This window comes from Streptomyces anulatus (assembly GCF_014650675.1).
Lineage (GTDB): Bacteria > Actinomycetota > Actinomycetes > Streptomycetales > Streptomycetaceae > Streptomyces > Streptomyces anulatus.
Map to the genome: position 1 here is coordinate 1 of NZ_BMVK01000022.1, position 23,354 is coordinate 23,354.

At 69.9% G+C, this 23,354-nt stretch carries 19 protein-coding genes; 4 read left to right on the forward strand and 15 right to left on the reverse strand.

The genetic code is table 11. The annotated features are described in order from the left end of the window. The 3 genes from IE272_RS34580 to IE272_RS34590 all read right to left on the reverse strand — a co-directional run. On the reverse strand, positions 1 to 688 hold a 688-nt coding region (locus IE272_RS34580; RefSeq protein WP_190009610.1), incomplete at its 3' end, for a sulfite exporter TauE/SafE family protein. Next, a complete protein-coding gene (locus tag IE272_RS34585; protein WP_056705115.1) occupies positions 685 to 1,050 on the reverse strand; it encodes a rhodanese-like domain-containing protein in 366 nt (121 codons plus the stop codon). The genes IE272_RS34580 and IE272_RS34585, both read right to left, overlap by 4 nt. A gap of 5 nt (positions 1,051 to 1,055) precedes the next feature. Next, entirely contained in the window at positions 1,056 to 2,420 is a 1,365-nt protein-coding gene (locus IE272_RS34590; protein WP_190009613.1) for an MBL fold metallo-hydrolase, read from the reverse strand. Positions 2,421 to 2,637: 217 nt separating this feature from the next. Here IE272_RS34590 and IE272_RS34595 point away from each other — a divergent pair, with 217 nt between their 5' ends. Further along, entirely contained in the window at positions 2,638 to 4,446 is a 1,809-nt protein-coding gene (locus IE272_RS34595) for a glycoside hydrolase family 15 protein (protein ID WP_190009614.1), read from the forward strand. On the opposite strand, the gene IE272_RS34600 is transcribed toward IE272_RS34595, so the two are convergent. The 8 genes from IE272_RS34600 to IE272_RS34635 form a co-directional block, all read right to left on the reverse strand. Continuing rightward, positions 4,424 to 5,173, reverse strand: coding sequence for a class I SAM-dependent methyltransferase (locus IE272_RS34600; RefSeq protein WP_050361820.1), 750 nt, complete (start codon positions 5,171 to 5,173; stop codon positions 4,424 to 4,426). The genes IE272_RS34595 and IE272_RS34600 overlap by 23 nt on opposite strands. A 7-nt stretch (positions 5,174 to 5,180) precedes the next feature. After that, positions 5,181 to 6,434: an aminotransferase class I/II-fold pyridoxal phosphate-dependent enzyme gene (locus IE272_RS34605; protein WP_229897921.1), complete on the reverse strand. Its 1,254-nt coding sequence runs from the start codon at positions 6,432 to 6,434 to the stop codon at positions 5,181 to 5,183. After that, positions 6,407 to 9,604: a putative bifunctional diguanylate cyclase/phosphodiesterase gene (locus tag IE272_RS34610; RefSeq protein ID WP_229897923.1), complete on the reverse strand. Its 3,198-nt coding sequence runs from the start codon at positions 9,602 to 9,604 to the stop codon at positions 6,407 to 6,409. Before IE272_RS34610 ends, IE272_RS34605 begins: the two co-directional genes overlap by 28 nt. Positions 9,605 to 9,676: 72 nt before the next feature. Beyond that, positions 9,677 to 11,320, reverse strand: coding sequence for a right-handed parallel beta-helix repeat-containing protein (locus tag IE272_RS34615; protein ID WP_050361822.1), 1,644 nt, complete (start codon positions 11,318 to 11,320; stop codon positions 9,677 to 9,679). A 4-nt stretch (positions 11,321 to 11,324) separates the two neighbouring features. Continuing rightward, on the reverse strand, positions 11,325 to 12,332 hold the full coding sequence (locus IE272_RS34620) for a UDP-glucuronic acid decarboxylase family protein (RefSeq protein WP_079045453.1): 1,008 nt from the start codon (positions 12,330 to 12,332) through the stop codon (positions 11,325 to 11,327). Next, positions 12,329 to 13,648, reverse strand: coding sequence for a UDP-glucose dehydrogenase family protein (locus tag IE272_RS34625; RefSeq protein WP_190009616.1), 1,320 nt, complete (start codon positions 13,646 to 13,648; stop codon positions 12,329 to 12,331). Before IE272_RS34625 ends, IE272_RS34620 begins: the two co-directional genes overlap by 4 nt. A 4-nt stretch (positions 13,649 to 13,652) precedes the next feature. Next, entirely contained in the window at positions 13,653 to 14,708 is a 1,056-nt protein-coding gene (gene galE, locus IE272_RS34630) for a UDP-glucose 4-epimerase GalE (protein ID WP_179890659.1), read from the reverse strand. Between the two features lie 44 nt (positions 14,709 to 14,752). Continuing rightward, positions 14,753 to 16,579: a glycosyltransferase family 2 protein gene (locus IE272_RS34635; protein WP_063804642.1), complete on the reverse strand. Its 1,827-nt coding sequence runs from the start codon at positions 16,577 to 16,579 to the stop codon at positions 14,753 to 14,755. 109 nt (positions 16,580 to 16,688) lie between these two features. Between IE272_RS34635 and IE272_RS34640 the strand changes: the two genes are divergently transcribed. Further along, positions 16,689 to 17,420, forward strand: coding sequence for a TetR/AcrR family transcriptional regulator (locus IE272_RS34640; RefSeq protein ID WP_056706077.1), 732 nt, complete (start codon positions 16,689 to 16,691; stop codon positions 17,418 to 17,420). A gap of 92 nt (positions 17,421 to 17,512) precedes the next feature. Continuing rightward, a complete protein-coding gene (locus IE272_RS34645) occupies positions 17,513 to 18,763 on the forward strand; it encodes a DUF6357 family protein (protein ID WP_057667358.1) in 1,251 nt (416 codons plus the stop codon). Positions 18,764 to 18,779: 16 nt separating this feature from the next. Here IE272_RS34645 and IE272_RS34650 read toward each other — a convergent pair whose 3' ends face one another. Together IE272_RS34650 and IE272_RS34655 are read right to left on the reverse strand one after the other, a co-directional pair. After that, on the reverse strand, positions 18,780 to 19,430 hold the full coding sequence (locus tag IE272_RS34650) for a hypothetical protein (protein WP_190009618.1): 651 nt from the start codon (positions 19,428 to 19,430) through the stop codon (positions 18,780 to 18,782). Between the two features lie 93 nt (positions 19,431 to 19,523). Then, the gene (locus tag IE272_RS34655) at positions 19,524 to 20,753 is read right to left on the reverse strand and encodes a Rieske 2Fe-2S domain-containing protein (RefSeq protein WP_190009620.1); all 1,230 of its coding nucleotides are present in this window, start codon (positions 20,751 to 20,753) and stop codon (positions 19,524 to 19,526) included. A gap of 659 nt (positions 20,754 to 21,412) precedes the next feature. Here IE272_RS34655 and IE272_RS34660 point away from each other — a divergent pair. After that, complete coding sequence (locus IE272_RS34660; protein WP_190009622.1) at positions 21,413 to 22,219, forward strand: helix-turn-helix transcriptional regulator; 807 nt, start codon at positions 21,413 to 21,415, stop codon at positions 22,217 to 22,219. Between the two features lie 23 nt (positions 22,220 to 22,242). Here IE272_RS34660 and IE272_RS34665 read toward each other — a convergent pair whose 3' ends face one another. Next, entirely contained in the window at positions 22,243 to 22,830 is a 588-nt protein-coding gene (locus IE272_RS34665; RefSeq protein WP_373304229.1) for a flavin reductase family protein, read from the reverse strand. Further along, positions 22,827 to 23,279 (reverse strand): acyl-CoA thioesterase, encoded by a 453-nt coding sequence (locus tag IE272_RS34670; protein ID WP_050361830.1) that lies wholly within the window; start codon positions 23,277 to 23,279, stop codon positions 22,827 to 22,829. Before IE272_RS34670 ends, IE272_RS34665 begins: the two co-directional genes overlap by 4 nt. Positions 23,280 to 23,354: the final 75 nt, after the last annotated feature.

Consider the following 23,354-nt stretch of genomic DNA (forward strand, 5'->3'; position numbering starts at 1 on the left):
ACACTCTCTGCAGGGTGGCGCCGGCGACCTTCGCCGCGAGCCGTTTGCCGTCCCAGGCACCGAGGATCGCCGCTCCGGCGAACGGGGCGATCACCTCCCATCGGAGGTGGTCGCCGGTTCCCGATCGAGCCGCGAGGGCGGTGAGGGAATTGACCGTGATGACCAGGAGGCTGGTGCCCACGGCCTGTTTCATCCGCAGGCCGAGGACGCCGACGAGGGCGGGCACGGCGAGAAACCCGCCCCCCACTCCGAGGAATCCCGTCACAGCGCCGAGCCCGGCGCCGGTTCCGGCCGCCTTCGCAGGCCGCGCCCCCTCCTTCTGCTCGGCGGCCGAAGGCCTGAGCATCCGCAGCGCCGCCAGGGCGGCGATCACCGCGAACGCCGTCGTGAGAGCCGCTTCGGGCAGATGACCGGCGACCGCTCCGGCGAGGTATGCCGGGACGACTCCCGCCGCCGCGAGCAACGCCCCGGCTTTCCAGGCGACATGGCCGTCTCTCGCGTACGCGTAGAGAGCGGTGGCCGAGGTGGCGGTGACGATGATCAGACTGGCCGTGGTGGCCGAGGCCGCCGAGAAGCCGAGCAGGTAGATCAGCGCCGGAACCGCCAGCACACCACCGCCGCCACCGAGCGCGCCGAGCGCGAGCCCGATCACCGTCCCGGCGACGAGGGCGAGAACCAAGGTGCTCACGCTATCGAGCCGCCGTCACCGCGCTCGTCGATCACCGGCAGCCCCGCGGCGGCCCACGCGTTCATGCCGCCCTTGACGTCCACCGCGTCCGCTCCCCGCTCGGCGAGAAGCTTCACGGCCCGTTGGGAGCGCTGCCCGCTGCGGCAGATCACCACCAACGGCCTCCCCCGCACTGCCGCCGGAAGCGCCGCACCCTCGGCCAGGGCGGTCAGCGGTGCGTGCACCGCGCCGGGAGCGTGGCCGGTTCGCCACTCGGGCTTCTCCCGTACGTCCAGCAGTACGGCTTCGGGGCTGTCCCCGCCGGTGCGGGTGCGTGCCTCGCCGATGGACAGGCGTTGTCCACGTCCACGAAAGAGGAACATCGACGTCACCCTTCCTCGGTGACGATGGCCAGTCCGGCCGCGGCGGCGGCGTCGAAACCGTCGTCCACGGCGACCACGTCCCGTCCCGCCGCGTCCAGCAGCGACGCGGCGATGCCGGCACGCATACCGCCGGCGCAGTGCACCCAGACCGTGCCGTCGGGCACCTCGTCGATACGTCGGTGGACCTGGTGGACCGGGATGTGGACCGATCCCTCGATCCAGCCCTCCGCCCGCTCCGATGAGCGGCGTACGTCCAGCACGACGATCCGGTCCCTGTCCCGACCTGCCAGTTCGGCGAACGTGGCACGCGGAAAGGATGCGACGCTCTCGCCGGCGCGAAGCCAGTCCGCGGGCCCCCCGGTCGCGGCGGCGGCCGGCCGGTCGATGCCGACGCGCACCAGCTCCCGCTGGGCCGCGGCGAGTTGCCCGGCCGACTCGGCGAGCAGGGTCACCGGCTTGCCCCAGGGGATCAGCCAGGCGAGGTACGTGGCGAGCTTGCCGTCCGCCTCGAAGTTGAAGGAACCCGCGACATGCCCCTCGGCGAAAGCGATGCGGTTGCGCAGGTCCACCACCCACTCCCCCGCCGCGAGCCGCGCGGCGATGTCGTGGGGGTCGGCGACGGCCGGCGCGGTCAGGTCCACGGGGGCGGGCCCGGCCGTATTGGCGGGGCTCATGTGCGCGTAGTAGGCGGGCACGTCCTCCAGTCCCGCCAGCAGCTCGGCGACGAAGGTGTCCACCTCCACGGTGAGAGCCGGATTGGCCGCCTTCTCCTTGCCGATCGTGGTCGCCTCCCCGTCGGCCTGGGCGGACGAGCAGAAGCTGCCGAATCCATGCGTCGGCAGCACCTCGGTCTCATCGGGCAGGGAGTCCGCGAGGCGGCGGGCGGAGGCGTGCTGGGCGCGGGCCAACTGCTCGGTGAGCCTCGGCTCCACGAGATCGGGGCGCCCCACCGTACCGATGAGGAGGGAACCGCCGGTGAACGCGGCGACGGGCCGGCCCGCCTCGCTCAGCACGTACGCCGTGTGGTGCGGCGTATGCCCGGGTGTCGCCACCGCGGCCAGGACCAGTTCCGCGTCGATGACGACGGTGTCGCCGTCGGACACGGCGGTACGAGCGAACGAGACGTGCGCGCCGGCCGGAACGAGGTAGGCGGCTCCGGTGATGCGGGCCAGCTCAAGACCGCCGGTCACGTAGTCGTTGTGGATGTGCGTCTCGACCACATGGGTTATCGCCACACCACGCCGGGCCGCAGTGGCCAGCACCCGGTCGATGTCACGGGGCGGATCCACGACGACCGCCGTCCGACGGCCGCCGGCGAGGTAGCTGCGGTTACCCAGGCCCTCCAGCTCGATGGCTTCAACGAAGAACACGGAAAGTCTCCTTCCGACGGAAAAATTACCCCGGGGGGTATGTCGTTCACCGTAACACTCTTACCCCCGGGGGTATATTCCGAGGCTCGGCGGGGCCTTCGGACAGGCCTGGCCATCGGTCGTCCACCCCGAGAGCGGGCAGCCCGCCAGGGTGTCCTGGCCGCACAGGCGTCGTAAAATGGGAGCAGCGGCTCGTGTACGACGGCGTATCCCGATCATGAATAAACCAATCGAGGACTACGCCCTCATAGGTGACCTGGAGAGCGCTGCCATGGTCGGCCGGGACGGCTCGATCGACTGGCTCTGCCTTCCGCGCTTCGACTCGCCGGCGTGCTTCGCGTCCCTGCTGGGCACCGACGACAACGGCTTCTGGCGTGTCGCACCGGTGGACGCGCAAAGGTGCTCGCGCCGGGCCTATCGCGACGACACCCTGATCCTGGATTCCTGGTGGGAGACCGGCTCGGGCACGGTCCGGGTCAGTGATTTCATGCCGCCCCGTACTCGGTTCCCGTGCATCGTGCGCACGGTGGAGGGCACGTCCGGATGCGTGAGGGTGCGCAGCGAGCTGAGACCCCGCTTCAACCAGGGACGGATCGTCCCGTGGGTGAGGGAAGCCGGCGCCTGCACGGTGGCAGTCGCGGGGCCGGACTCACTCTGGCTGAGCGCCGGTGACACCGGGCGTACGCCGCGCGGAGGCGACCCCGGTACTCTCGATTTCATCGTCCCCGCGGGTCGCCGCGTGAACCTGATGCTCGCGTGGGCTCCCTCGCACCTCTGCGAGATGCCCGCTCCCCTGTGCGTCCCCGCGGAGACCGCGCTGAAGGAGACCGGCGACTTCTGGCGCGACTGGACGGCCCGGTGCTGCTACCAAGGGCCCTGGCGTGACGCCGTGGTCCGCTCACTGATCACCCTCAAAGCCCTCACCTACGCCCCCACGGGCGGCATCGTCGCAGCGCCGACCGCTTCTCTCCCCGAATCCGCGGGAGGGGAGCGGAATTGGGACTATCGGTACTGCTGGCTGCGTGACTCCGCCCTCACCCTGTCGTGCCTGCTGCGCAGCGGCTATCGGAACGAGGCCGCCGCCTGGCTGGACTGGCTGCTGCGAGCCGTCGCCGGCGGACCCGCCGGCCTGCAGACGGTGTACGGCCTCGAGGGGCAACGGGGCCTGCCGGAGTCCGAGGCCCCCTGGCTGCCGGGGTACGAAGGTGCGCGACCGGTGCGGTTCGGGAACGCGGCCGCCGGTCAGTTTCAGCTCGACGTGTACGGAGACGTCCTCGACACCCTCTACAGGTCGCTGCGCGCCGGCATACCTCTGGAGAGGCACATGTGGAGCCTGGTCAACGTCCTGATGAGCTATCTGCGTGAGCACTGGCGCGAGCCCGACCAGGGCCTGTGGGAAGTCCGTGGTCCACGGCGGCATTTCGTCCATTCGAAAGTCATGTCGTGGGTCGCGGCCGACCGGGCGCTGCGCATTGGGGTTCTCCTGGACAGGAACGGATCGTCGGGCCAGTGGCGGGCCATGCGGGACGCCATCCACGCGGAGGTGTGCCAAGAGGGGTGGGACCCCGTGCGCCGTTCCTTCGTACAGTCCTACGGTTCGTCCGCACTCGACGCGTCCGCCCTGCTGATTCCGAGGCTCGGCTTCCTCCGCCCGGGCGACGACCGGGTGCGACGCACCATCGCGGCGATGCGGGAGTTGGACCAGGGAGGCTTCGTGCGGCGTTACGTCGTGGACGGCAGGGGCGTGAACGACGTCGACGGGCTGCGCGGCGGCGAGGGCGCCTTCGTCGCGTGTTCGCTCTGGTACGCCGACGCGCTCGCCTCGGTCGGCGAACGGGACCGGGCCCGGGAGACCTTCGAGCGGGTGCTCGCCGTACGCAACGATGTCGGGCTGCTCTCGGAGCAGTGGGACCCGGTGCGCCACCGCCACCTGGGCAATACCCCCCAGGCCTTCAGCCACATCGCGCTGGTGGAGACGGCGTTCGCCCTCCAGCGGGCAGGCGTCACCGCGAAGGCATGCGCCTGACGGCGGACAGCAGCACCATCCCGGAGTCACCGTAGTCCGGCAGGCTGGCGTCGGGGCCTATCCGTGTGACCCGCAGGTCATCTGTCGACGGCGCGAAGACCTCGGTGACGATCGCGCTGTCGACCGGGCAGCCGGGCCAACGCGACGCCGGGCCGATGCGGTATGTCGGCATGTTCTCCATGAAGGCCGCGACCAGGCGTCCGCCGGGCCTCACGGAGTGCGCGAAGCGGCCGCAGAAGTCGGCGAACTCGGTGAAGTCCTCCGTGACCCCCTCGGCGACGAAGTTCATCGAAGCGATGTCGTAGGTACCGGGTTCCAGGGTCCGTACGTCCGCGTGGACGACGCGGACCACCGAGAGGGCCTCGGGCAGCGACGGCGGCAGGTCGGGGTTCAGCTCCCGGCACAGGGCATGGAACTGCTCCCAGCTCGCGTCGGGGCCGCGGCTGAGTTGTCCGGTCAGGTACCGGACTCCGGCGGCGCTCGCCTCGACCGCGTCGATCCGACGGCTCGCGGCCGCGGCGAGCAGCAGGGGATAGAGGTTGGGTCCCGCGCCGAACTCGACCGAACGGGCGGCGCTGCCGGGCGCGATGCCGCGATAGACCGCGCTGTGGTGAGCGATGACGGCCGCGTCGGACGGGTGTATCTCACGGTAGTTCTCCGCGAGGTAGTCCTGGACCGGCCAGCTGTCCCAGTCCACGTCGTCGTTGCGGGTCACCTGCCCCGGCATGGCCCGCTCAGCTCCCCGGCCGCCGTACGGCGAAACGCTCGCAGAGCGCCGTCAGGGTGGCGTTGAGCCGGTCGATGTCGTCGTCGGAGTTGAGCGCCGTGATCTGCACCCGGAAGCCCACACGGTCGCGCGGGACGAGGGGGTACGCGGCCAGGGTCACGTAGATCCCGCTGTCCCAGAGAAATCCGGCCACCGCGTCGAGGTCCGACGCGTCCGGCAGGACGATCTCCACGATCGGCAGTCCATCGACGTTGGGCGTGGCCATACCCAGATCACGGACATGGTCGAGCACCTTGGCCGTCTTGCGGTGCACATCGGCTCGAATGGCGTCGCCACGGCGCTCGTTGACCTCCAGCCCGGCGAGTGCGGTCGCCAACGAGGCCGTCGGTGACGGACCGGAGTACAGGTAGGGGCCCGCCGCGACCTTCAGCAGGTCCTTGAGGGGAGTCGGCAGCGCCAGAAAGGCAAGCAGCGACGAGTACGCCTTGGAGAAGCCGCCGACGAGCACGATGTCGTCGTACGTCTCCCCGGTGTGCCGGACCACGCTGTTCCCGCGTGCCCCGTACGGACTCAGCTCGTCGCCGCGTCGTTCCCCGACGATGCCGAATCCATGGGTGTCGTCGAGGTACAGGGTGGCGCCCCGGTTCCGGCAGATCTCCGCCAGCCGGGGCACGTCGGGGACGTTCCCGCTCATGCTGTTCACGCCGTCCAGGCAGACCAGCCGCGCCGATCCGGACGGCACCGCCCGTAGCTGGGCGTCGAGTTGGTCCGGCCGGTCGCCGCGGAACCGCTGCAAGGTGGCCCCCTGCCCGCGGGCCGCCACACAACCGTCGTACACGGTCCGGTGCGCCGTCGCCTCGACGAACACATGCCCGCTGCCCGCGAGAACCGGGATCACCGAGGCGTGGATCAGGGTCGCCGTCGGCAGCAGCAAGGTGTCCGGGGCTTCGAGGAGCGCGGCGAGCCGCTCCTCTATCTCGGGGTAGATCCGCGGGCTGCCGAGCAGCCGTGACCAGCTCGGGTGGGTGCCCCAGCGCCGCACGGCGGGTTCGATGGCACCGATGATCTCCTGATCTCGGTCGAAGCCCAGGTAGTTGCAGGAGGCGAAGTCGATCAGCCACTGGTCTCCGCAGCGGATGTGACGGCCCCGCACCTCGTCGAGGACCGCGTCGCTCATGGGGCTGGTTCGTCGGAGGTGTTCGAGGTCGCCCCAGCGCTGGTCCTGTCCATCCTTCATGACCGAGGTGGTGATGTCCGGCATCGGCCTGCTCCTTCCTCCGGCGGTCGGCTCGCCTCCGGCCGCCAACTCCTTCTGGGGCGCCGCAGCAGCGATGCGCTCTGTCGGGCTGTCATCGGACGGGCGTAGAGGAACCCCTGCCCGTACCGGCAGCCCATGCATGCCAGCAGATCCCGCTGTCCGGCATCCTCGATTCCCTCGGCGATCACCTGAAGACCGAGCGTGTCGGCGATGTGAACGATGCCCTCCACCAGTGCCACCTGCTGCCGATCGGTCGTGATGTCGTCGATGAACGACTTGTCGATCTTCAGCACGTCGATGGGCATTTCCTTGAGGTAACGCAGGGAGGAGAATCCGGTGCCGAAGTCGTCCAGGGCGATGCGTACACCCAGGTCCTTCAGGGACCGCATGACCGCTTCGACCTGGCTGTCCCAGTGCAGCATGACCGTCTCGGTGAGTTCCAGCTGCAGCGACCCCGGGGAGAGCCCGGGCGTGGCGAGTACTCCGCAGACCTCGTCCAGGAAGTCCGCATCACGGAACTGACGGGCCGACACATTGACGCTGACATAGGGAGGGGCACTCCGAGCAGCCTGTTGGAGGACCGTGATGTCGCCGATGGCTCTCCCCAGCACCCAGGTGCCCAGGGGCATGATGTGGCCGGTCTCCTCGGCCAGCGCGATGAACTGCTGCGGGGGAACGGATCCGCGCCGCGCGTGGGGCCACCGGGCGAGCGCCTCGAAGCCGACGATGCGACCGCCTGTGATGTCCACGACCGGCTGGTAGCGCACCGCGAACTCCTCCTGGACGATCGCCGAGTCCAGGCTCGCCCTCAGATCGTGCTGTTCGATCATGCGGGCCCGCAGCCGGGTCCGGAAGCGACGCCACTGACGTTTGCCCCCCGCTTTGGCAGCGCGAAGCGCCAGGTCGGAGTGGCTCAGCAGTTCCTCGCTGTCCACGCTGTCCATCGCCGTCGCCACTCCGACACTCGCCGACACACTCACCGAACCGTCCGGCAGCCGGAAGGGGCGGTTGAGGCTCTGGACGATCTGAGCAGCCAGCAGTTCGGCGTCGATGGGCTCCTTCGCGCCCTCCATGAGTACGGCGAACTCGTCGCCGCCCAGACGTGCGGCCGTGTCGGTGCGGCGCAGGGTCTCGGTGAGCCGGCCGCCCACCGCGTTCAGGAGCTGGTCCCCCACGGCGTGGCCCATGCTGTCGTTGACGATCTTGAAGTCGTCGAGGTCGATGTACAGCACGCACGTGAGGGTCGACTCACGGCGGCCGCGCAGCAGCGCGCGCTCGATCCGCTCCAGGAGCAGCATGCGGTTGGGCAGACCGGTCAGTGAATCGTGGAACGCCCGCTGGGTGAGCTCGTGCTCCAGTTGACGCTGCTCCGTCACATCCCGCAGGGTGACCACGAGCCCTCTGACGGTACGGTCCTGCCGCAGGTCGCGGCAGCTCACCTCTACTTCGATGTGGCCGTTGCCGTTGGGGATGTGCCAGTGATCCTGCCCCTCTCCCCGGATCCCGTTCCCCATCACGGTCAGCAGCCGGGCCGCCCGGGCCCGGTCCCGCTCGTCCACCAGATCGTGCAGAGTGGCGCCGATCAACTTGACACCGCCGAACACGGACCGGGCCGACGGGCTGGCGTAGCGGACGGTGTTGTCGGACGCGACGATGAGGATGACGTCCGCGGCGTTGCGCACCAGGGTGCGGAAGTACGCCTCACTCTCCTGCCGGACGATCTCCTTGCGCAGGGCGAACCGCCCCAGCGCGAGTCCGACGTGCGAAGCGAGGATCTCCAGGGAGCTGCGCATTTCGCCCAGCCGCTTCGTGGGGCCCGCGGTCAGCAGTATTCCTGGCGTCTCGGCACCGTCCGGCCGGTCGGGCCGGACGGTCGGACAGACCAGAGCGGTGTGCAGGTGTCCCAGCCCGGCGCTGACGCCGGGACCCAGCTGCGAGACCGGCACCACACGGGAGTGACGGGCGGACAGTTCGGTCGGCTGCCCCGGAGGAACCTGGCCCGTCGCCGCGTCCCGCCATCGGCCGGCAGATGCTGTACGGGGTCTCGCGTCGGCCGGTGCGTCCTCTGCGTCGTCGGCCGACAACAGCATGCTCGCGTGCTCGGTCCGGGGACCGAACAGCGCGCGCACGGTGTCGTCGCAGCACCTGGCGATCGCCCGTGGGCTCATCGCCGCCACCAGTGAGGCGGCCGCGTTCCGCAGGGCGACCTCCCGGGCCATGGCCTTGCGGTGGGCCACGACCATGCCGGTCAGACGCAGGATGACCAGCACGATCAGGACCCCGGAGAAGACGGCGATCACGGAGGCGTCCTCGGGTCTGCCGCGAAGCCCTTCGTAAAGCAGGATTCCGGGCGCGGTCAGGGCGGCGCCGGACAGCAGGAGGAGCCGGCGCGTCGGCGGGAGCAGCGACTCCTGCCGGTCCTCCCGCGTGGTCAGTTCGGCCATGGACGGATGCAGCGCCGCCAGACCCCAGGCGGTGTAGAAGAACACCCATCCGCTGTCGAGCAGGGTGCCCGCCTGCCAGGTTCCGTTGAGCTGCAGGACCCCGTACGCGATGTCGAAGCAGAGGAGCGTCAGCGTACCGAGTACCAGAAGGTGCGTGGCCGGGTTGCGGCTCGGTACGGAGCCGAGTGTCAGCAACCGCACCAGCAGGGCCAGCACGAGAACGTCACCGAGCGGATAGGCGATGCTGATGGCGCGCTGCTCCCAGGTCAGCCCGTCGACCTGCGTGAGCGGCTGCACCAGGAAGACCCAGACCGGAAGAGTCAGCCCGGCTGTGATGATCAGCGCGTCCAGCAATCCCGGCACATCGCGGCCCGCCATGCGATTGCGCACCAGTCCGAGCAGCCCCACGGTGAACAGGGGGTAGGTCAGGAGGTAGCAGGCGTCCGCAGGGGACGGGAAGGGATTTGACGCCGAGAAGTACGCCTCCATCACGTTGTAGTACGTGTCGCCCGCGGCGAAGAGGAGAAGCGCGGCGGCGAGCACCCACCAGGGCCATCGGCAGTCGGGCCGGTGGACGCGCACACCCACCAGGACTGCCGCCGCGCCGGCGAGACCGATCAGAGCCCACAGGGGCGCGTGGGCGGCGGGCCACATCAGATAGCCCGCAGTGAGGCCGACCACAAAAAGGATGTAGCCGGCCATCAGTGCTCGTGTCCGGGTCACAGGCATACGCCTCCCTTCCGATCGTAGGCATGCGGTACGCGCGTCGCATCCCGTCGGGCGGGGGCCGGCGCCGACCCCCTATTCCGAAGCCGAGGGGACGGCGGCGCCGAGGGGAGGCGGTGTACCGACCGTCCTGCCGAAATAGTCGACGCTGCCCGCGTCGGTGTCGAAGAGTGCCCGCAGATCAAGGCCCTTGCCCACGAGCGCGGCGCAGTCGGGGACGATCAGCCGCGCGTCGGCCGCGGAGCGGATCTCCGGCAGGGCACCGCCGGCGAAACAGGGGTCGGCGTCCAGCCCCGAGGGCCGCCCGTCGGCTCGCTCCTGTCCCGTCGCGTCGCGCCACGCGTCCAGGCCGGCGAAGGAACGCCCGGCCCAGTCGATGCTCCACGGGCCCGTCGGCACGAAGTAGTCGTTCCCCTGCAGCACCACGTCGCGGGGCCGCAGGTCTGCCTCCGCCGTGACCAGCGGTGCGTGCTCGGTGACGAGGATGTTGTTGCGCAGTGCGACGCCCGACTGTCCGTCCCGCAGGCGCACGGCGGGCCCCGGGCCGTTGGGGGAATCGGACATCACCAGGGTGTTCTGGTAGATGTCGAGGTTCCGGATGTCCTGGCCGTGGACGGCGAGGGCGCCGTTGACCGGCAGTTTGCGCCCGTTCTCGGTGGCGACGTTGTAGCGGATGGTGTTCTGCTTGTGGGCGCCGTTCTTCTTGTTCGTGTAGACGTAGTAGCCGGGCCCGTCGTTCTGGAACGCCAGGTTGTACTGGATCGTCGAGCCCGAGACGTTCGAGTCGAGGCCGAAGCCCGCACCGTCCACCGCCGAGCCGGTGTGGTTGCGGTAGGACGTGTTGTGCTCCACCACGACGTCGGCCGCGTCGTAGGCCCAGATGCCCACCGGCCCCGCCGGGGCCTTCGCCGACGAGCGCGTGCCGTTGTCGTGCGCGCTGGAGGCACGGACCGTCGCGTTCTGTACGCCGCCCAGGATGATGCCGTTGCCCGAGTGGGTCTTCGTCAGCTCGGGATCGCCCGTGTTGTGGTGTGCCTCCACTCCCTCGATGCGGATGTCCCGGTGCGCGTACGCGGGCTTGCCGGCGTCGAACTCGGGGCCGTACGTCAGCAGCCCGACATCCTTGTTCCCGTGCAGCTCGGCCTGTCGCACCGTCACATCACGGAAACCGGAGCCGGACTCCGTACCGCCCACCGCAATGCCCGCCCGGAAGCCGGAGACCTCGACGTCGGTGACCGTCACCCGGTCCAGCTTCTCGCCGCCCTTGAGGTCGCTGAAGATGTTGATGCCCCCCTCCTGCTCGTAGGAGCTGCCCCCTCCGGTCACCCTGACGTCGCGGATCTCCACCCCCGCCGTGTTGTGCACGGAGACGCCGGGGGTGTTCATCGCCGCCACCGTGGCGCGCCCCCCGCCGTACGAGCCGATGACCACCGGCCGGTCCGCGTCACCCGCCTCTTCCTCGCCGACGGTGATGGTGCCGGAGAACCGGGCGCCGCCCTTCAACAGCAGCTTGTCGCCCGGTTCCAGCCCCGTCCGTTCGGCCCGGTCGAGGGTGCGCCATGCCTCGCCGGGGGATGTACCCGAGCTCCCGTCGTCGCCGTTCGGAGCGACGTAGTACGTGGCGGACGGCGGCTCGTAGTGCGGCGTGGCGCCGCACCCGCTCCCGGCGAGGAGGAGGACCGCTGTGGCGGCAGCGGTCGTGGCGGCTGTTCCGCGCATGGGATCAGGCCTCCGCGGTCTGAGGGTGGAGGGAGCGCGGGTCCGCGGCGGGTTGCCTCGGTGCGGACCCCGGCTTCGGACGTGAAAGCGCGGTGAACCAGGCGGCGGTGCGCCGCAGGCCGACGTCGACCGGCACGAGCGGCTCCCAGCCGAGCCGTTCACGGGCGCGGGTGATGACGGGGCGCCGCCGGGTGGGGTCGTCGACGGGCAGGGGGCGGTACTCGATTCCGGAGCGGGATCCGGTGATCGTCAGGACGAGCTCCGCGAGCTCCCGGACACTGCGCTCGGCCGGATTGCCGAGGTTGACCGGACCGCTGAGGCCACGGTGATCGATCATCGCCGTGATACCGCGCACCAGGTCATCGACGTAGCAGAAGCTACGGGTCTGGCTGCCGTCCCCGTAGACGGTCAGTGGAGAGCCCGCCAGGGCCTGTCGCACGAACGTGGACACGACACGGCCGTCGTAGGGACGCATGCGCGGCCCGTAGGTGTTGAAGATCCGGACGATGCCCACGTCGACGTCGAGACTGCGTCGGTACGCCATGGCCATCGCCTCCGCGTACCGCTTGGCCTCGTCGTAGACGCTGCGTGGGCCGACCGGGTTGACGTTGCCCCAGTAGCCTTCGGGCTGCGGGTGGATCTCGGGGTCGCCGTAGACCTCGCTGGTGGAGGCGAGCACGAAGCGGGCGCCGCGGCGCTGGGCCAGGCGCAGCGCGTTCTCCGTGCCCCGCCCGCCCACCGAGAGCGTTTCCAGCGGCAGCCGGTGGTAGTCGGGCGGCGACGCGGGGCTGGCCAGGTGGGCTACGACGTCCACCGGGCCGGGGATGTCGAGATCCGACGTCACGTCGGCGCGCAGCAGCCGGAAGCCGGGGTCCGCGCGCAGTTGGGCGACGTTCTCCGGATCGCCCGTGCAGAAGTTGTCCAGGCACCACACGGTGTCACCCCGGCGGAGCAGCGCCTCGCACAGATGGGATCCCACGAATCCGCTGCCGCCGGTGACCACGACCTTCATGATGTGCCTCCCGTGGGGTGGCCCAGCGCGTGCAGCGACCAGCCGGCCGAGCGCCAGGGTTGTGCGTGCAGGCTGTTCCGGGCGTCCAGCAGTACCGGGCGTCGCACGACGGGGACGAGCGCGCCGGGATCGATCTGCCGGTACTCGGGCCACGACGTGAGGTGCAGGAGCAGGTCCGCCTGTTCGCACGCTTTGGGGATGTCCAAGGTGTACGTCAGATCGGGCAGCGCGGCACGCGCGTTGTCGAGGGCCTGCGGGTCGTGCACCCGAACGGCGGCGCCCTCCTGTCGTACGGATTCGGCGACGGCGAGGGCGGGCGAGTCACGCACGTCGTCGCTGCCGGGTTTGAACGAAGCGCCCAGCACCGCGACCCGGCGGCCGGCGAAGGACCCGCCGACGAGGCGCCGTGCCCGGCCGACCGTACGTTCGCGCTGACGGGTGTTGATCCGGTCGACCTCGTGCAGGAAGGCCACCGCCTCGCCTGCTCCGATCTCCTCGGCGCGGGCCGCGAACGCCCTGATGTCCTTGGGGAAGCAGCTCCCGCCGAATCCCAGCCCGGGATCGAGGAAGCGGTCGCCGATCCGCGAGTCGGCGCCGACGGCCGACGCCAGGACCGTGACGTCCGCCCCGGCGGCGTCGCACACCTCGGCCATGGCGTTGATGAAGGAGATCTTCGTGGCCAGGAAGGAGTTGGCGGCCACCTTGACGAGCTCCGCCGTGGCCGTGTCGGTGCCGAAGAAGGTGGCGCCCGCGCGCAGCAGAGGGGCGTACAGCGTCCGCAGGACCGCCTCGGCGCGTGCCGATGCGGTGCCCACCACGATGCGTTCGGGCCGCATGGAGTCCTGGACGGCCGAGCCCTCACGCAGGAACTCCGGGTTCCAGGCGACCTCGGCGTCCGGGACGGAGGCCGCGAGCCGCCGGCCGAGCCGGGCCGCGGTGCCGACCGGCACGGTGGACTTGCCGACGACCAGGCTGCCGGGCCGCAGATGCCGTGCCAGTTCGTCCAGCACGGCGTCGACGCACCGTAGGTCCGCGGCTTCGCCGTCGGGGCGCTGCGGGGTGCCGACGCACACGAAGTGTGTTCGTGCGAAAGCGGCGCCCTCGGCGAGGGAGGTGGAGAAGCGCAGCCGCCCGGACGCGACGGTCCGGGCGAGGAGCTCGTCCAGGCCCGCCTCGCGGATGGGCGCGCGCCCCGCGGCCAGGGAGGCGATCCGGTCGGCATCGACATCGATACCGAGGACCTCGTGACCGATGTCGGCCATGCACGCGGCGTGCACTGTTCCGACGTATCCAGTTCCGATGACTGTCATCCGCATGACGTCACTTCTTTCGGTTCGCCTGCCGGGCTGAACCGGCATGGCCCGAGGGGTTGAGTCGCTGGAACCGCCATGCGTCCCGGCACATGTCGGCGAGGTTACGGACGGGCCGCCAGCCCCAGTCGCGTGCTACGGCGGTCGCGTCGGCGACGAGTTCCCGCACGTCGCCGGGGCGGCGGGGCGCGATGTCGTAGGGGATGGGCCGGCCACAGGCCTCGCCGAACGCGGCGACGACCTCGAGGACCGAACTTCCCTTGCCGACACCGAGGTTGTACTCGTGCATCCCCGGACTGTCTCCGAGGTGTTCCAGTGCGATGCGATGCGCTTCGACGGTGTCCATGACGTGCAGGTAGTCGCGGACGGCCGTCCCGTCGGGGGTCGCCCAGTCGTCGCCGAACACGTGCAGTCGCTCGAGCCTGCCGATGGCGACCTGCGCCAGATAGGGCATCAGGTTGTCCGGCGTCCCGCGGGGCTCTTCTCCGAGCAGCCCGCTGGGGTGGGCGCCGACCGGGTTGAAGTACCGCAGCGACAGCACGGTGAACCCGGGAATCCGCCGGCAGACGTCGGCGAGGATCTGCTCGCACGCCCATTTGGAGGCCGCGTACGGGTTGGTGGGCCGGACGGCGGCCTCCTCGCTGAGCGGTCCGCCGTCGCCTTCGCCGTAGAGCGAACACGACGAGGAGAACACCAGGTGCCGCACTCCGTGCTCATGCATCGCCCGCAGGAGAGTGGTCGTCCCGCCGACATTGGTGTCGTAGTACTCGACGGGCATCCGCGTCGACTCGCCGACGGCCTTCAGAGCGGCGAAGTGTACGACAGCGTCCACAGAGTGACGGTCGAAGACTGCCGAAAGGGCGTGCCGATCACGGATGTCCAGTTCGTACACGGTGCCGACGAATCGGCCGGCGATCCTCTCCACGCGGGCGAAGACCTGGGGGGTGCTGTTGGAGTAGTCGTCGACCACGATCAGTTCGTAGCCGTGGTCGAGGAGTTCGACGCAGGCGTGGGAGCCGATGAAGCCGGCTCCGCCGGTGACAAGAATCGTAGAGGGGGAGTTCATGGGTGCGGTTCCTTGTCGCGAGGAAGATTTCGAGGTCATCTCGCTCACCAGCCCAGGACGGCGGCCACGTAGGCCGGGTAGAAGACGATCGACGCGATGGCGGGCACCGCGCACACGAGTCCGAGTGCGAGGGGCAGTCGAGCGGTGCCCATGGCCTCCTTGAAGCGTGTGCCGGAAGCCTTGGCCACCTCCCGAACGTGCAGGAGGGGCACGGCGAGCGCGACCGTCGCGTAGGCCGTCGCGGCGATGACGCAGAGGAAGACATAGCCGGCCACCGGGCTGTTCAGTTCGCCGTAGAGGGCGACGGCGGCCAGGGGCACGGAGATGGCGACGAACGGCACGGTCAGGATGGCCGGAAGAGGGCGGGGCCCACCGGTGTTCTTGGGGGTGACCTTGAACGTCACCGGGCGTGGCCGGACCTTCTGACGCACGGCTCCGAGCATCCCCCAGATGACGAACGGCCAGCGGGCGAGCGCGAACAGCCAGGTCTCCCAGCTGATGAGAGGCGCGTTGCGCGGACGCATCAGCTGCCTGCCGCGCAGCAGCCACAGGGTCAGGAACAGCCACACGGGCATGATCCAGAAGTGCAGGAGGAAGTCGAAGTAGTTGACGTTCATCCACGGCAGTCCCGTCATCACCGCTATCGGCGGCAGGACCAGCCCGGAGACGATCATCAGGCCGAGGAGCGGGTAGTACGCCAGGGCGTAACCGAAGCGCAGCTTCAGCAGCATGGGCAGTCGTCCGAGGTGGTGCGGCAGCAGGCCCAGCAGCATGGTGGTCAGGCTCCGGGACCACTGGTACTCCTGCGTGACCATGTCGGCGAAGGTCAGCGGTCCGTCGCCGTGTGCCTCCGCGTCGATGGCGAAGGCGCCGTGCCAGCCCGAGGAGTTCAGCAGGAAGGTGGTGGAGAAGTCCTCGGCGAGCTCGGGCCCCAGACCGCCGATGTCCCGCAGGGCCCGCGTGCGCACCGCGTAGTGGGAACCGATGCACATCGGTGCGAGCCCGTCGCTGTGCCCCAGTTGAACGGCACCGTGCCAGATGGCCTCGCGGTGCAGTCGGCCGCGCGCGGCCCAGGAGACTCCGTCAGTGGCGTCGCAGACGCTGGGAGCGGCGACGTAGCCGATCGCGGGGTCGCCGAAGGGGCGGACCATCTCGGCGAGATACGTGGGAGCGGGCACGTGGTCGCAGTCGAGCTGGGCGACGACGGCATAGTTCCCGTAGCCCCAGTGGTCGTAGAAGTAGCAGAGGTTGCCTTCCTTGCAGCGCGTGCGCCGTGGCCAGGTCGCCCGGTGGTACGGATCCACTCCGCGCCGGCAGGACAGCTGGACACGGTGCTGTCGGCACCACTGCTCGATCTCCCGGGAAGGGTCCTCGTCGCAGAGCCAGACGTCGTAGTCGTGCGGGTAGTCCTGGGTCAGCATGGCTTCGAGGGTGTGGCGGACGGTCGGCCACGGTTCGGAAGGCGCGCGGGTCACGGCGAAGGCGACGGGCACCGACGGAACGGGCAGGGCCGGATCGACCCGGCGGAGCCGCAGGGCGGTGACGAAGAAGTAGGCCGGGATGCCGGTGAGATACAGCAACAGCAGGCTGTTGACGACGAGTCCGGCCCAGCCCGCCCGGTGCTCGGGTTGCAGCCACCAGAGCCAGAACCAGACGAAGGACGCCGCCCAGCCCGTGCCGATCGCCCACAGGGCCCTTCTGGCCCAAGCGGGCAGCGCGGGAACGAAGGTGGTTCCGCGCACGGTGCGGACCCGGTACGGATGTTCGAAGGCCGGCCCTTCCTCGGCGACCCGGACGACGTTTCCGTCGGAGATCTCGCGCAGGTGTTGCTCCACCTGCGTGAGATCGGCCGTCTTCAGCTCGTCCTGCATCACGGCGGGCCCTCCTTCGGGTCCCTGCACTGTATGCTTCCGATGTACGTTTACGACGTATATGTACGATTTTGACGCTGAGGCTCCTCGGAGTCAAGTGGAGGTCGCCATGACGCGGGAACACGGGAGCGGAGCCGATGGACCGGCCCGCCGAGCAGGCGACAAAGGGCGGTACGGCCGTCTCAGCAGGGAGCGAGTCCTGCTCGCCGCCCTGGAGGTGGTGGACCGCGACGGCCTGTCGGGCCTCAGCATGCGCAAACTCGGCGCGGAGCTCGACGTCGAGGCCATGGCGCTGTACCGGTACGCCCCCAGCAAGGACGCACTGCTGGACGGTCTGGTCGAGGTGTTCTGTCTGCAGGTGGACCGGGAACTCGAACAGGGCCCGGCCGGCCCCGACGGGGCGGCCGGGTCTCCCGACTGGCGGGCCTGCCTCCATCGCATCGCACGGGCCACCCTCGGCGTCGCCCTGCGTCACCCGCATGTGGTGCCGCTCCTGGCCACCCGCCTGCTGGCCACCCCGCTGGCCCGGAGGCCGCTCCCCGTTCTACGGACCGACGAACGCGTCCTGGCCCTGCTGCATGCGGGCGGATTCAGCGCGTCGGACACTGTTCGTATCCACAGGAGATTCACCGCATGGCTGCTCGGCTACCTCCTTGTCGAGTTGCGGGCGATGGACGACGACCCCGGCGAGCCCGACCCGGCCTTCCGGCTCGGTCTCCATCGGATCCCGGCCGGTGAACTGCCCCGGCTGCGGGCGACCGCGGTCCGTCTCGTCGACCGGGGCGGGCCCGATGAACTGGCCGCCGGCCTGGACGCCCTGCTGCTCGGGTACCCCGATTGAGCGGCCGGCGGTACGGGTGGTGCGAGAAGGCGGCCGGTCGGACCGGTGGAGGGAGGGCTCGCTAGTCTCGTCCGATGGGGAGGACCGATTCCATGAGAGACATCGTTTTCACGCGCATGAGCGGCTGGATCCCGAACGTGATCCGCGAGGACGGCGGGCTGAAGCTGATGCTCGGCGCCGGGGCCGACGCCAACCATGAGCCTCGCACGTTCACGTTCCCGATCGGAGAAGCCCATCTTGGGGTGATCCAGGAGGACCTGGCCAGGCACCTGCTGCTGTGGAGCGCGGTCCTTCCGCTGTGCGACGCCGCCGGAACCCGGGGACGGCTCGACGAGGACGCCGCCGTCGCGCTCCTGGACCCGGTCCTCCTCTCCGCGCCCGCGGAGGTCGACGCGCTCTTCCGGCGCATCCCGTGGGACAGGGGCCGGCTGATCGCCCATGGGGCCGACATCGATCTGCTCGGGCGCGGTCAGGTCCACGCGGCGATGCGCGCGGCGACGGAGACGTCCGACGGGAAGCGAGCTCAGAAGTACCACGCGGACCGCCGTCGCGCCGAGCGCGGAACGGTCCTCGGCCCGCTCGACGCCGCGTTGCTGACGTACACGGGTCAGTACCTCCACGGCGCGACGGTTCCGAAGCGGCTGCCCGATGCCGTCGACCCGGCGCTGCTGCCCGCGGTCCTGCGTGTGATCGCCACCGCGGAGCGGGCGTGCGCCGGAATGCGGATCGGTCGCGACCCACGACGGGGAAAGCGCGCCACGGACAAGCGCGACTGGGAGCGGATGACGACGACGATCGACGCGGCCGTGCGCCGGGCACACCCCGAGCTCGTCGATGACGCGGTGCGCACCGTGAGCTTCCTGATGTGCTCGGAGGCGGCGGACCGCTCCAGGAACACGCCCATGGAGTCAGCCGACGACCGCGCCGACCTCGGCGGAAGCGCGAGGAAGAGGCCCCTGTCGTTCACCGACGACAAGGACGTCGAGAAGAAGTGGCTCCCGGGCGGTCCCCGCACCGCCACCGCGGAGTTCTGGGAGTTCGTCGGCGATCGCTCTGCCCGGGACAACGAAGTGTTCACCATCGAGGACGAGAAGAGGGGCGAAGGGATCCAGCTCCACTTCTACGCGGACTCCATCGCCCGGATCACGACGGTCCGCAAGGGGAAGGGCGGGGCGGATCCGGAGTACCGGGTCGAGTACAGCCTGGTCGACGGGATGAGCGGGTACCGGAACCTGGTGAGCGCTTTCGTCCGCGGTGGCTGCGCCGCACTCGAGGAGCACGGCCCCTGGATGTCGGATGTCGCCGAGTTCGAGCGCGCGCGCCGGCGGCGCGACGCCGAGTAGTCGCACCAGGCTCACTTCACGGGGTGCCCGAGCGCCGGCCCGCCGTTCGGCTGCCGCTCAGAGGGGACTCCCACGTGGGATCGTGCCGGGACCTTCTCTCCAGGTGGGCGAGCAGATGCTCAGCCGCGGTCGCCGCCGTGTCCTGCGGCGCGCAGGTCGCGGTCAGGGCGACGGTGATCCTTTCCCGGGCGGCCTCCGGCAGGTCCGCATCGGCCAGGAGGGGAAGAAGCAGCAGGCGGACGGCTCCGTCCTGGGCGCCTTCGGCCCCGGCGGAAGGGTGGTCAGCGATGCGGACCAGCTGGTGCCACGTCAGGCCGATCCCCGAGACGTCTCCTTCGCGGCCGGCGATCCGCCGGGCGCGGCTCCTGTCCGGGTGGGTGAGGAGGTAGTCGGTGCCGTAGTCGCCGACCAGGTTGCGGTAGATCACCACAACTCCGGGACCGTCCTCGGCGGGCACCCTGAACACCGGCCACTGTTCAGGGTCGAAGAGAACCTCGGACAGGGCGTCGACATCGGCGCCGTCGTCACCGAACCACTCCGGGACCGGCCGCTCGGCACACGCCCCGTCCCCGCACATCGCCAGGAGGTGGTTCGACCAGAAGCCCGGTCGGTCCAGCAGTGACTCGCCCGCCACCAGCGGGCCGTCGGGGTATCCGTTGATCAACATCCTCGGATCGTGTCACCCGGCACCGACACGGCCCGATCCGGGATCGGCACGGGGCGCCACCTGGTCACGGGGCACGTGTTGCCTCGGCCGCGCTCACCCTCCCGGTGGTGCGGGAGACTCCGACTCGGCCGGATTGCCCGGATGCGCGGCGAGCAGGCCGGATCCGGGCGCCGGGTCGTCGCACGCCCGGCCGTCGCACGCCGGAGTGCCGGACCCGGCGGCAGCGCGGGGGCGGAGGGGGACGCCGTTGGCGCGCAGCACGTCACGGACGTCCAGGATCAGGGGGAAGACCTCGTGGTTGCGGTCCTCGCCCTGCTCGTCCCATGCTCGCTGTTCGGCTTCGACGGCCATCCGGTCCTCGGCGAAGACCCGTTCGGTGAAATGCCGGATGAACGGCCAGGCCACCTGCAGGGCGGCGGGAATCCTGGGCCTTTTGATCATGAGCAGGCCGTAGGCGTGGCATGTCCGTTGCTCCGCGTCCTCGGGTACGTACACGGCCCAGAGGCGCAACACCGGGTGGTCGGCGTTCTCCGGGACCAGCTCCAGCGTCTGGTAGGGGTACTCGGTGCGGATGGTCATGACGTCGCTGGAGGCCTGGCTGCCGATGCCCTCGGCGGCGAGCACACGGGCGCTGCGGTTGCGCTTGCCCCCGGTGTGGGTGAACAGGTACCGGGCCTCCACCGAACGCTGGTCACTCCGGTAACCCAGCAGCTTCGGCTGGAGTTTGCCGACGACGCCCCGGTGGAGGAACTGGTGGTTCATGTCGAGCAGGTTCTCGTGCATGAACGAGTAGTGGCAGCGCACGGTCCGGGAGAAGGTCATGGTCCTGTACCGCGGCGAGGCGAAGCCGGGAACCTCGGGCAGCGGGGTGACCGCCGCCTTCTCCGGGTCGCCCGGAAAGACGAACACCAGGCCGTACGCCTCGCGGACCGGGTAGGCGCGCACGCCGCGTGGCGGCCGCCCATCGCCCTTGGAGAGGTACGGGATCTGCGAGATGCGGCCGTCGCCGCGATAGGCCCAGGCGTGGTAGCAGCAGCGGAGCGTCTCACCGTCCACGACGCCCATGCTCAGCGGCACCTGCCGGTGGGCACACCGGTCCTCCAGCGCATGGACCGCACCGCTCCGACCGCGGAAGAGAGCCATGCGCTCCCCGGCGAACGCGGTCGCGGCCACCTGCCCGCCACGTACGCTCCGTGACTGTGCGACCGGGTACCAGAAATCCGGGTTCACCCCGAACCGACGCAGATCGGGCAGGCCGGAGAGTGGATTCCGGCGCTCCAGGGCCCGGTCGCGTGCGATCCTGCCCGAGCCGTTCTCGCTCATGCCTCTCCCTCGTACGTGGGCAACGCTCTCCATCCTGGTTGCCACCCACGGGCGAGCGCCTGCCCGGCACACCCGGACGGGTGCTTTCCCCGACGTGCGGGAGAGGGTCGGGGCAGCCTGGTCCATCAGATGCCCCGGCATCAGGCTTTGATCAGCCGTTCGACGGTGTTCCCTCCTCGGCACTGACCCGAAAGCGTCGACCGAACGGGAAGCGCGAGGACCACGGTCTCCGGCCACCGGCTCGAAGTGTTCGGCGGTCCGTTCCGCCTCCCTTTCTCACCTATCACATCCGCCACTCCTGACACACGGACAGCAAGCTCTCAGAGATTGCACATTACGTCATTTTCCAGCCAATTTACGCTGCATATCGGGGCGAGACGGGCACATAAACTGCCGAAACAAGCCGACGATCAAGGGGCAACCTGTCGCCGCCGATCCAACCCGGTCACGATGTCAGGGCTTCCAGTGATCACACGACCAAGCCCGGGGCAGGGAGACCGGAATCGGCCGGAAACTCTCCGTCCCTTTCGAGCCGAGGAGCGGATACTGACTCTTCAACCGCCTGGCCCGTAAAGGGACCTTTCACCTGGACGTGGCAAGGCGTCGCCCTGTTTCGGCCCATCGCATCCAGCCGCACATCCGCTCGTGTACCCATTTCATTGCGCAACGAGATCTTCGATGACTGCAATCCTGATGAGGGAGATGTTATGGAGTCGGCAATTACGCGAGCCGTGGTTCATGTGATCGCGAATATGCATCACAACTTCAGAGAAGATCTGACCATAGATGACATAGCCCAGGCGGCCGGATTCAGCAGATTCCACTTGACCCGGGAGTTCACACACCTGATAGGGGTCTCGCCCCGACGGTTCCTCAGAGCGATCCGCTTCGAGGAAGCGAAGCGGCTCCTCTCCGATTCCCGGCTGAACATAGCGGAGATCAGCCACACGGTCGGGTACAGCAGCGTCGGGACCTTCAGTTCATGTTTCAAGTCCTGCACGGGCATCACCCCGTCCGCGTACCGCCTGCTCCGATCGGCGTCCCCCCTCGCCGCCGGGGAGGACCCGCACCGGGACACCGGCGCCCCGACGGCGCCGACGCCGCTTCACGGACACGTGCAAGCGCCCACCGGGGATCAGTCCGGGGTGGTCTTCGTGGGGCTCTTCCCCGCCCCCTTCCCGCAGGGGCACCCCGTGCGCTGCACGGTGCTGCCCCGCCCCGGGGCCTTCGTCCTCGACAACGTGCCCACGGGAAAGTGGTACGTGCTGGCACGCTCCGTGACGCGGACCGGAGAAGGGCGTCAGGTCCGTCACACACCGACGGTCGGCGGCTTCGGGCCGATCACCGCGTCAGCGGACCACGCGCCGGAACCGGTCGTGCTCCGCCTGTGCCGGGTGAACCTGGCCACGCTTCGTCTCTGCTCGGCGGCCAACCAAGGGCTGCACCCGGCCCCGGCCGGTTCATGAAACGCCCCGCCCGGGCCCCCGCCTCACCGGGGCGACGGCTCCTCGGCCCCGAGGCCGTGCTCCCGGAACCGGCCGCGGAAGTACAGCAGAGCGTCCTCGGCCGTTCCCGGACCCGTGGACCCCGCGTCCACCGTCGGCGGCCGGTTCCAGCCGACCACCGCGCCGACGAGGATCGTGTGATCCCCGCCGTCGTACGCACGCCACTTCTCGCACTCGAAGCGCGCCAGCGCTCCGTCGATCAGGGGGACCGAGGTGGTGGCGCCGGGGGACCAGCCGACCGCGTCGAACTGCCGCAGGCCCGCAGGGCGGGAGTCGTCGGCGAAGTGCCGGGCCACGGCCTCCTGGGCGGCGCTGAGCACCGACACTCCGAAGTGCCGCGCGGGGTGGAGGGCCTGCCGCATGACGGCGTCGTTGTGGACGCAGACGAGCAGCAGCGGCGGGCGCATGGACACGGAGGTGAAGGAGTTCGCCGTCATGCCGCGCGGGGAGGACCCGCCCACCGTCACCACGGTGACCCCGGTGGCGAACTCCGCGAACGCGCGGCGCAGCTCCTTCGCGTCCGCCTCCCGCCGCGTCGGCAGCGGGAGGGCGCTCTCGCGGGGGCCGGTCACGCGCTCCACCCGGGCCGGGGCGACGGAGCGTACGCCTCCAGTGCCCGGACCAGCGGTTCGGGCACGGGAGTCGGGACCGTGGCCGTGTTCGGGCCCCGCATGAACGCGACCCGCTGCCTGCCCCGGGCGACCAGTCGCTCGGACCCCTCGGGGTCGAGTCGGACATAGTCGAAGGTGAACTCCAGCTGGGTCTGCCGGATTTCGGTCAGTCTCATCCTGATGGACAGCTCGTCGAACACGCCGATCTCGGCGAAGAACTCGCAGTCGACCTTCAGGGTGAACAGCTTGAGGTCCGCGAGGATGTCGGCGAGCACCTCCGGGGCATGGGTCCTCAGGAACATCTCACGGCACCTCCCCTGCCAGCGGAGGTAGTTGACGTAGTAGACGTTGCCGACGAGGTTGGTCTCCTCGAAGCCGACGACATGCCGGTACTCGAAGTGGTCCGCCACGAACCTCTCCCTTCCTTCAGAGCGGTGCGGAGCCGGCCGCACGGATTCGGCAGGTGCACAGGGGTCCGGGGCGAC

Bases quoted from the DNA above. Each gene is read 5' to 3' on its own strand.
- IE272_RS34585 (WP_056705115.1), bottom strand. From the start codon at position 1,050: ATGTTCCTCTTTCGTGGACGTGGACAACGCCTGTCCATCGGCGAGGCA.
- IE272_RS34595 (WP_190009614.1), top strand. From the start codon at position 2,638: ATGAATAAACCAATCGAGGACTACGCCCTCATAGGTGACCTGGAGAGC.
- IE272_RS34600 (WP_050361820.1), bottom strand. From the start codon at position 5,173: ATGCCGGGGCAGGTGACCCGCAACGACGACGTGGACTGGGACAGCTGG.
- IE272_RS34605 (WP_229897921.1), bottom strand. From the start codon at position 6,434: ATGCCGGACATCACCACCTCGGTCATGAAGGATGGACAGGACCAGCGC.
- IE272_RS34610 (WP_229897923.1), bottom strand. From the start codon at position 9,604: ATGCCTGTGACCCGGACACGAGCACTGATGGCCGGCTACATCCTTTTT.
- IE272_RS34615 (WP_050361822.1), bottom strand. From the start codon at position 11,320: ATGCGCGGAACAGCCGCCACGACCGCTGCCGCCACAGCGGTCCTCCTC.
- IE272_RS34620 (WP_079045453.1), bottom strand. From the start codon at position 12,332: ATGAAGGTCGTGGTCACCGGCGGCAGCGGATTCGTGGGATCCCATCTG.
- IE272_RS34625 (WP_190009616.1), bottom strand. From the start codon at position 13,648: ATGCGGATGACAGTCATCGGAACTGGATACGTCGGAACAGTGCACGCC.
- galE (WP_179890659.1), bottom strand. From the start codon at position 14,708: ATGAACTCCCCCTCTACGATTCTTGTCACCGGCGGAGCCGGCTTCATC.
- IE272_RS34635 (WP_063804642.1), bottom strand. From the start codon at position 16,579: ATGCAGGACGAGCTGAAGACGGCCGATCTCACGCAGGTGGAGCAACAC.
- IE272_RS34640 (WP_056706077.1), top strand. From the start codon at position 16,689: ATGACGCGGGAACACGGGAGCGGAGCCGATGGACCGGCCCGCCGAGCA.
- IE272_RS34645 (WP_057667358.1), top strand. From the start codon at position 17,513: ATGAGAGACATCGTTTTCACGCGCATGAGCGGCTGGATCCCGAACGTG.
- IE272_RS34650 (WP_190009618.1), bottom strand. From the start codon at position 19,430: ATGTTGATCAACGGATACCCCGACGGCCCGCTGGTGGCGGGCGAGTCA.
- IE272_RS34655 (WP_190009620.1), bottom strand. From the start codon at position 20,753: ATGAGCGAGAACGGCTCGGGCAGGATCGCACGCGACCGGGCCCTGGAG.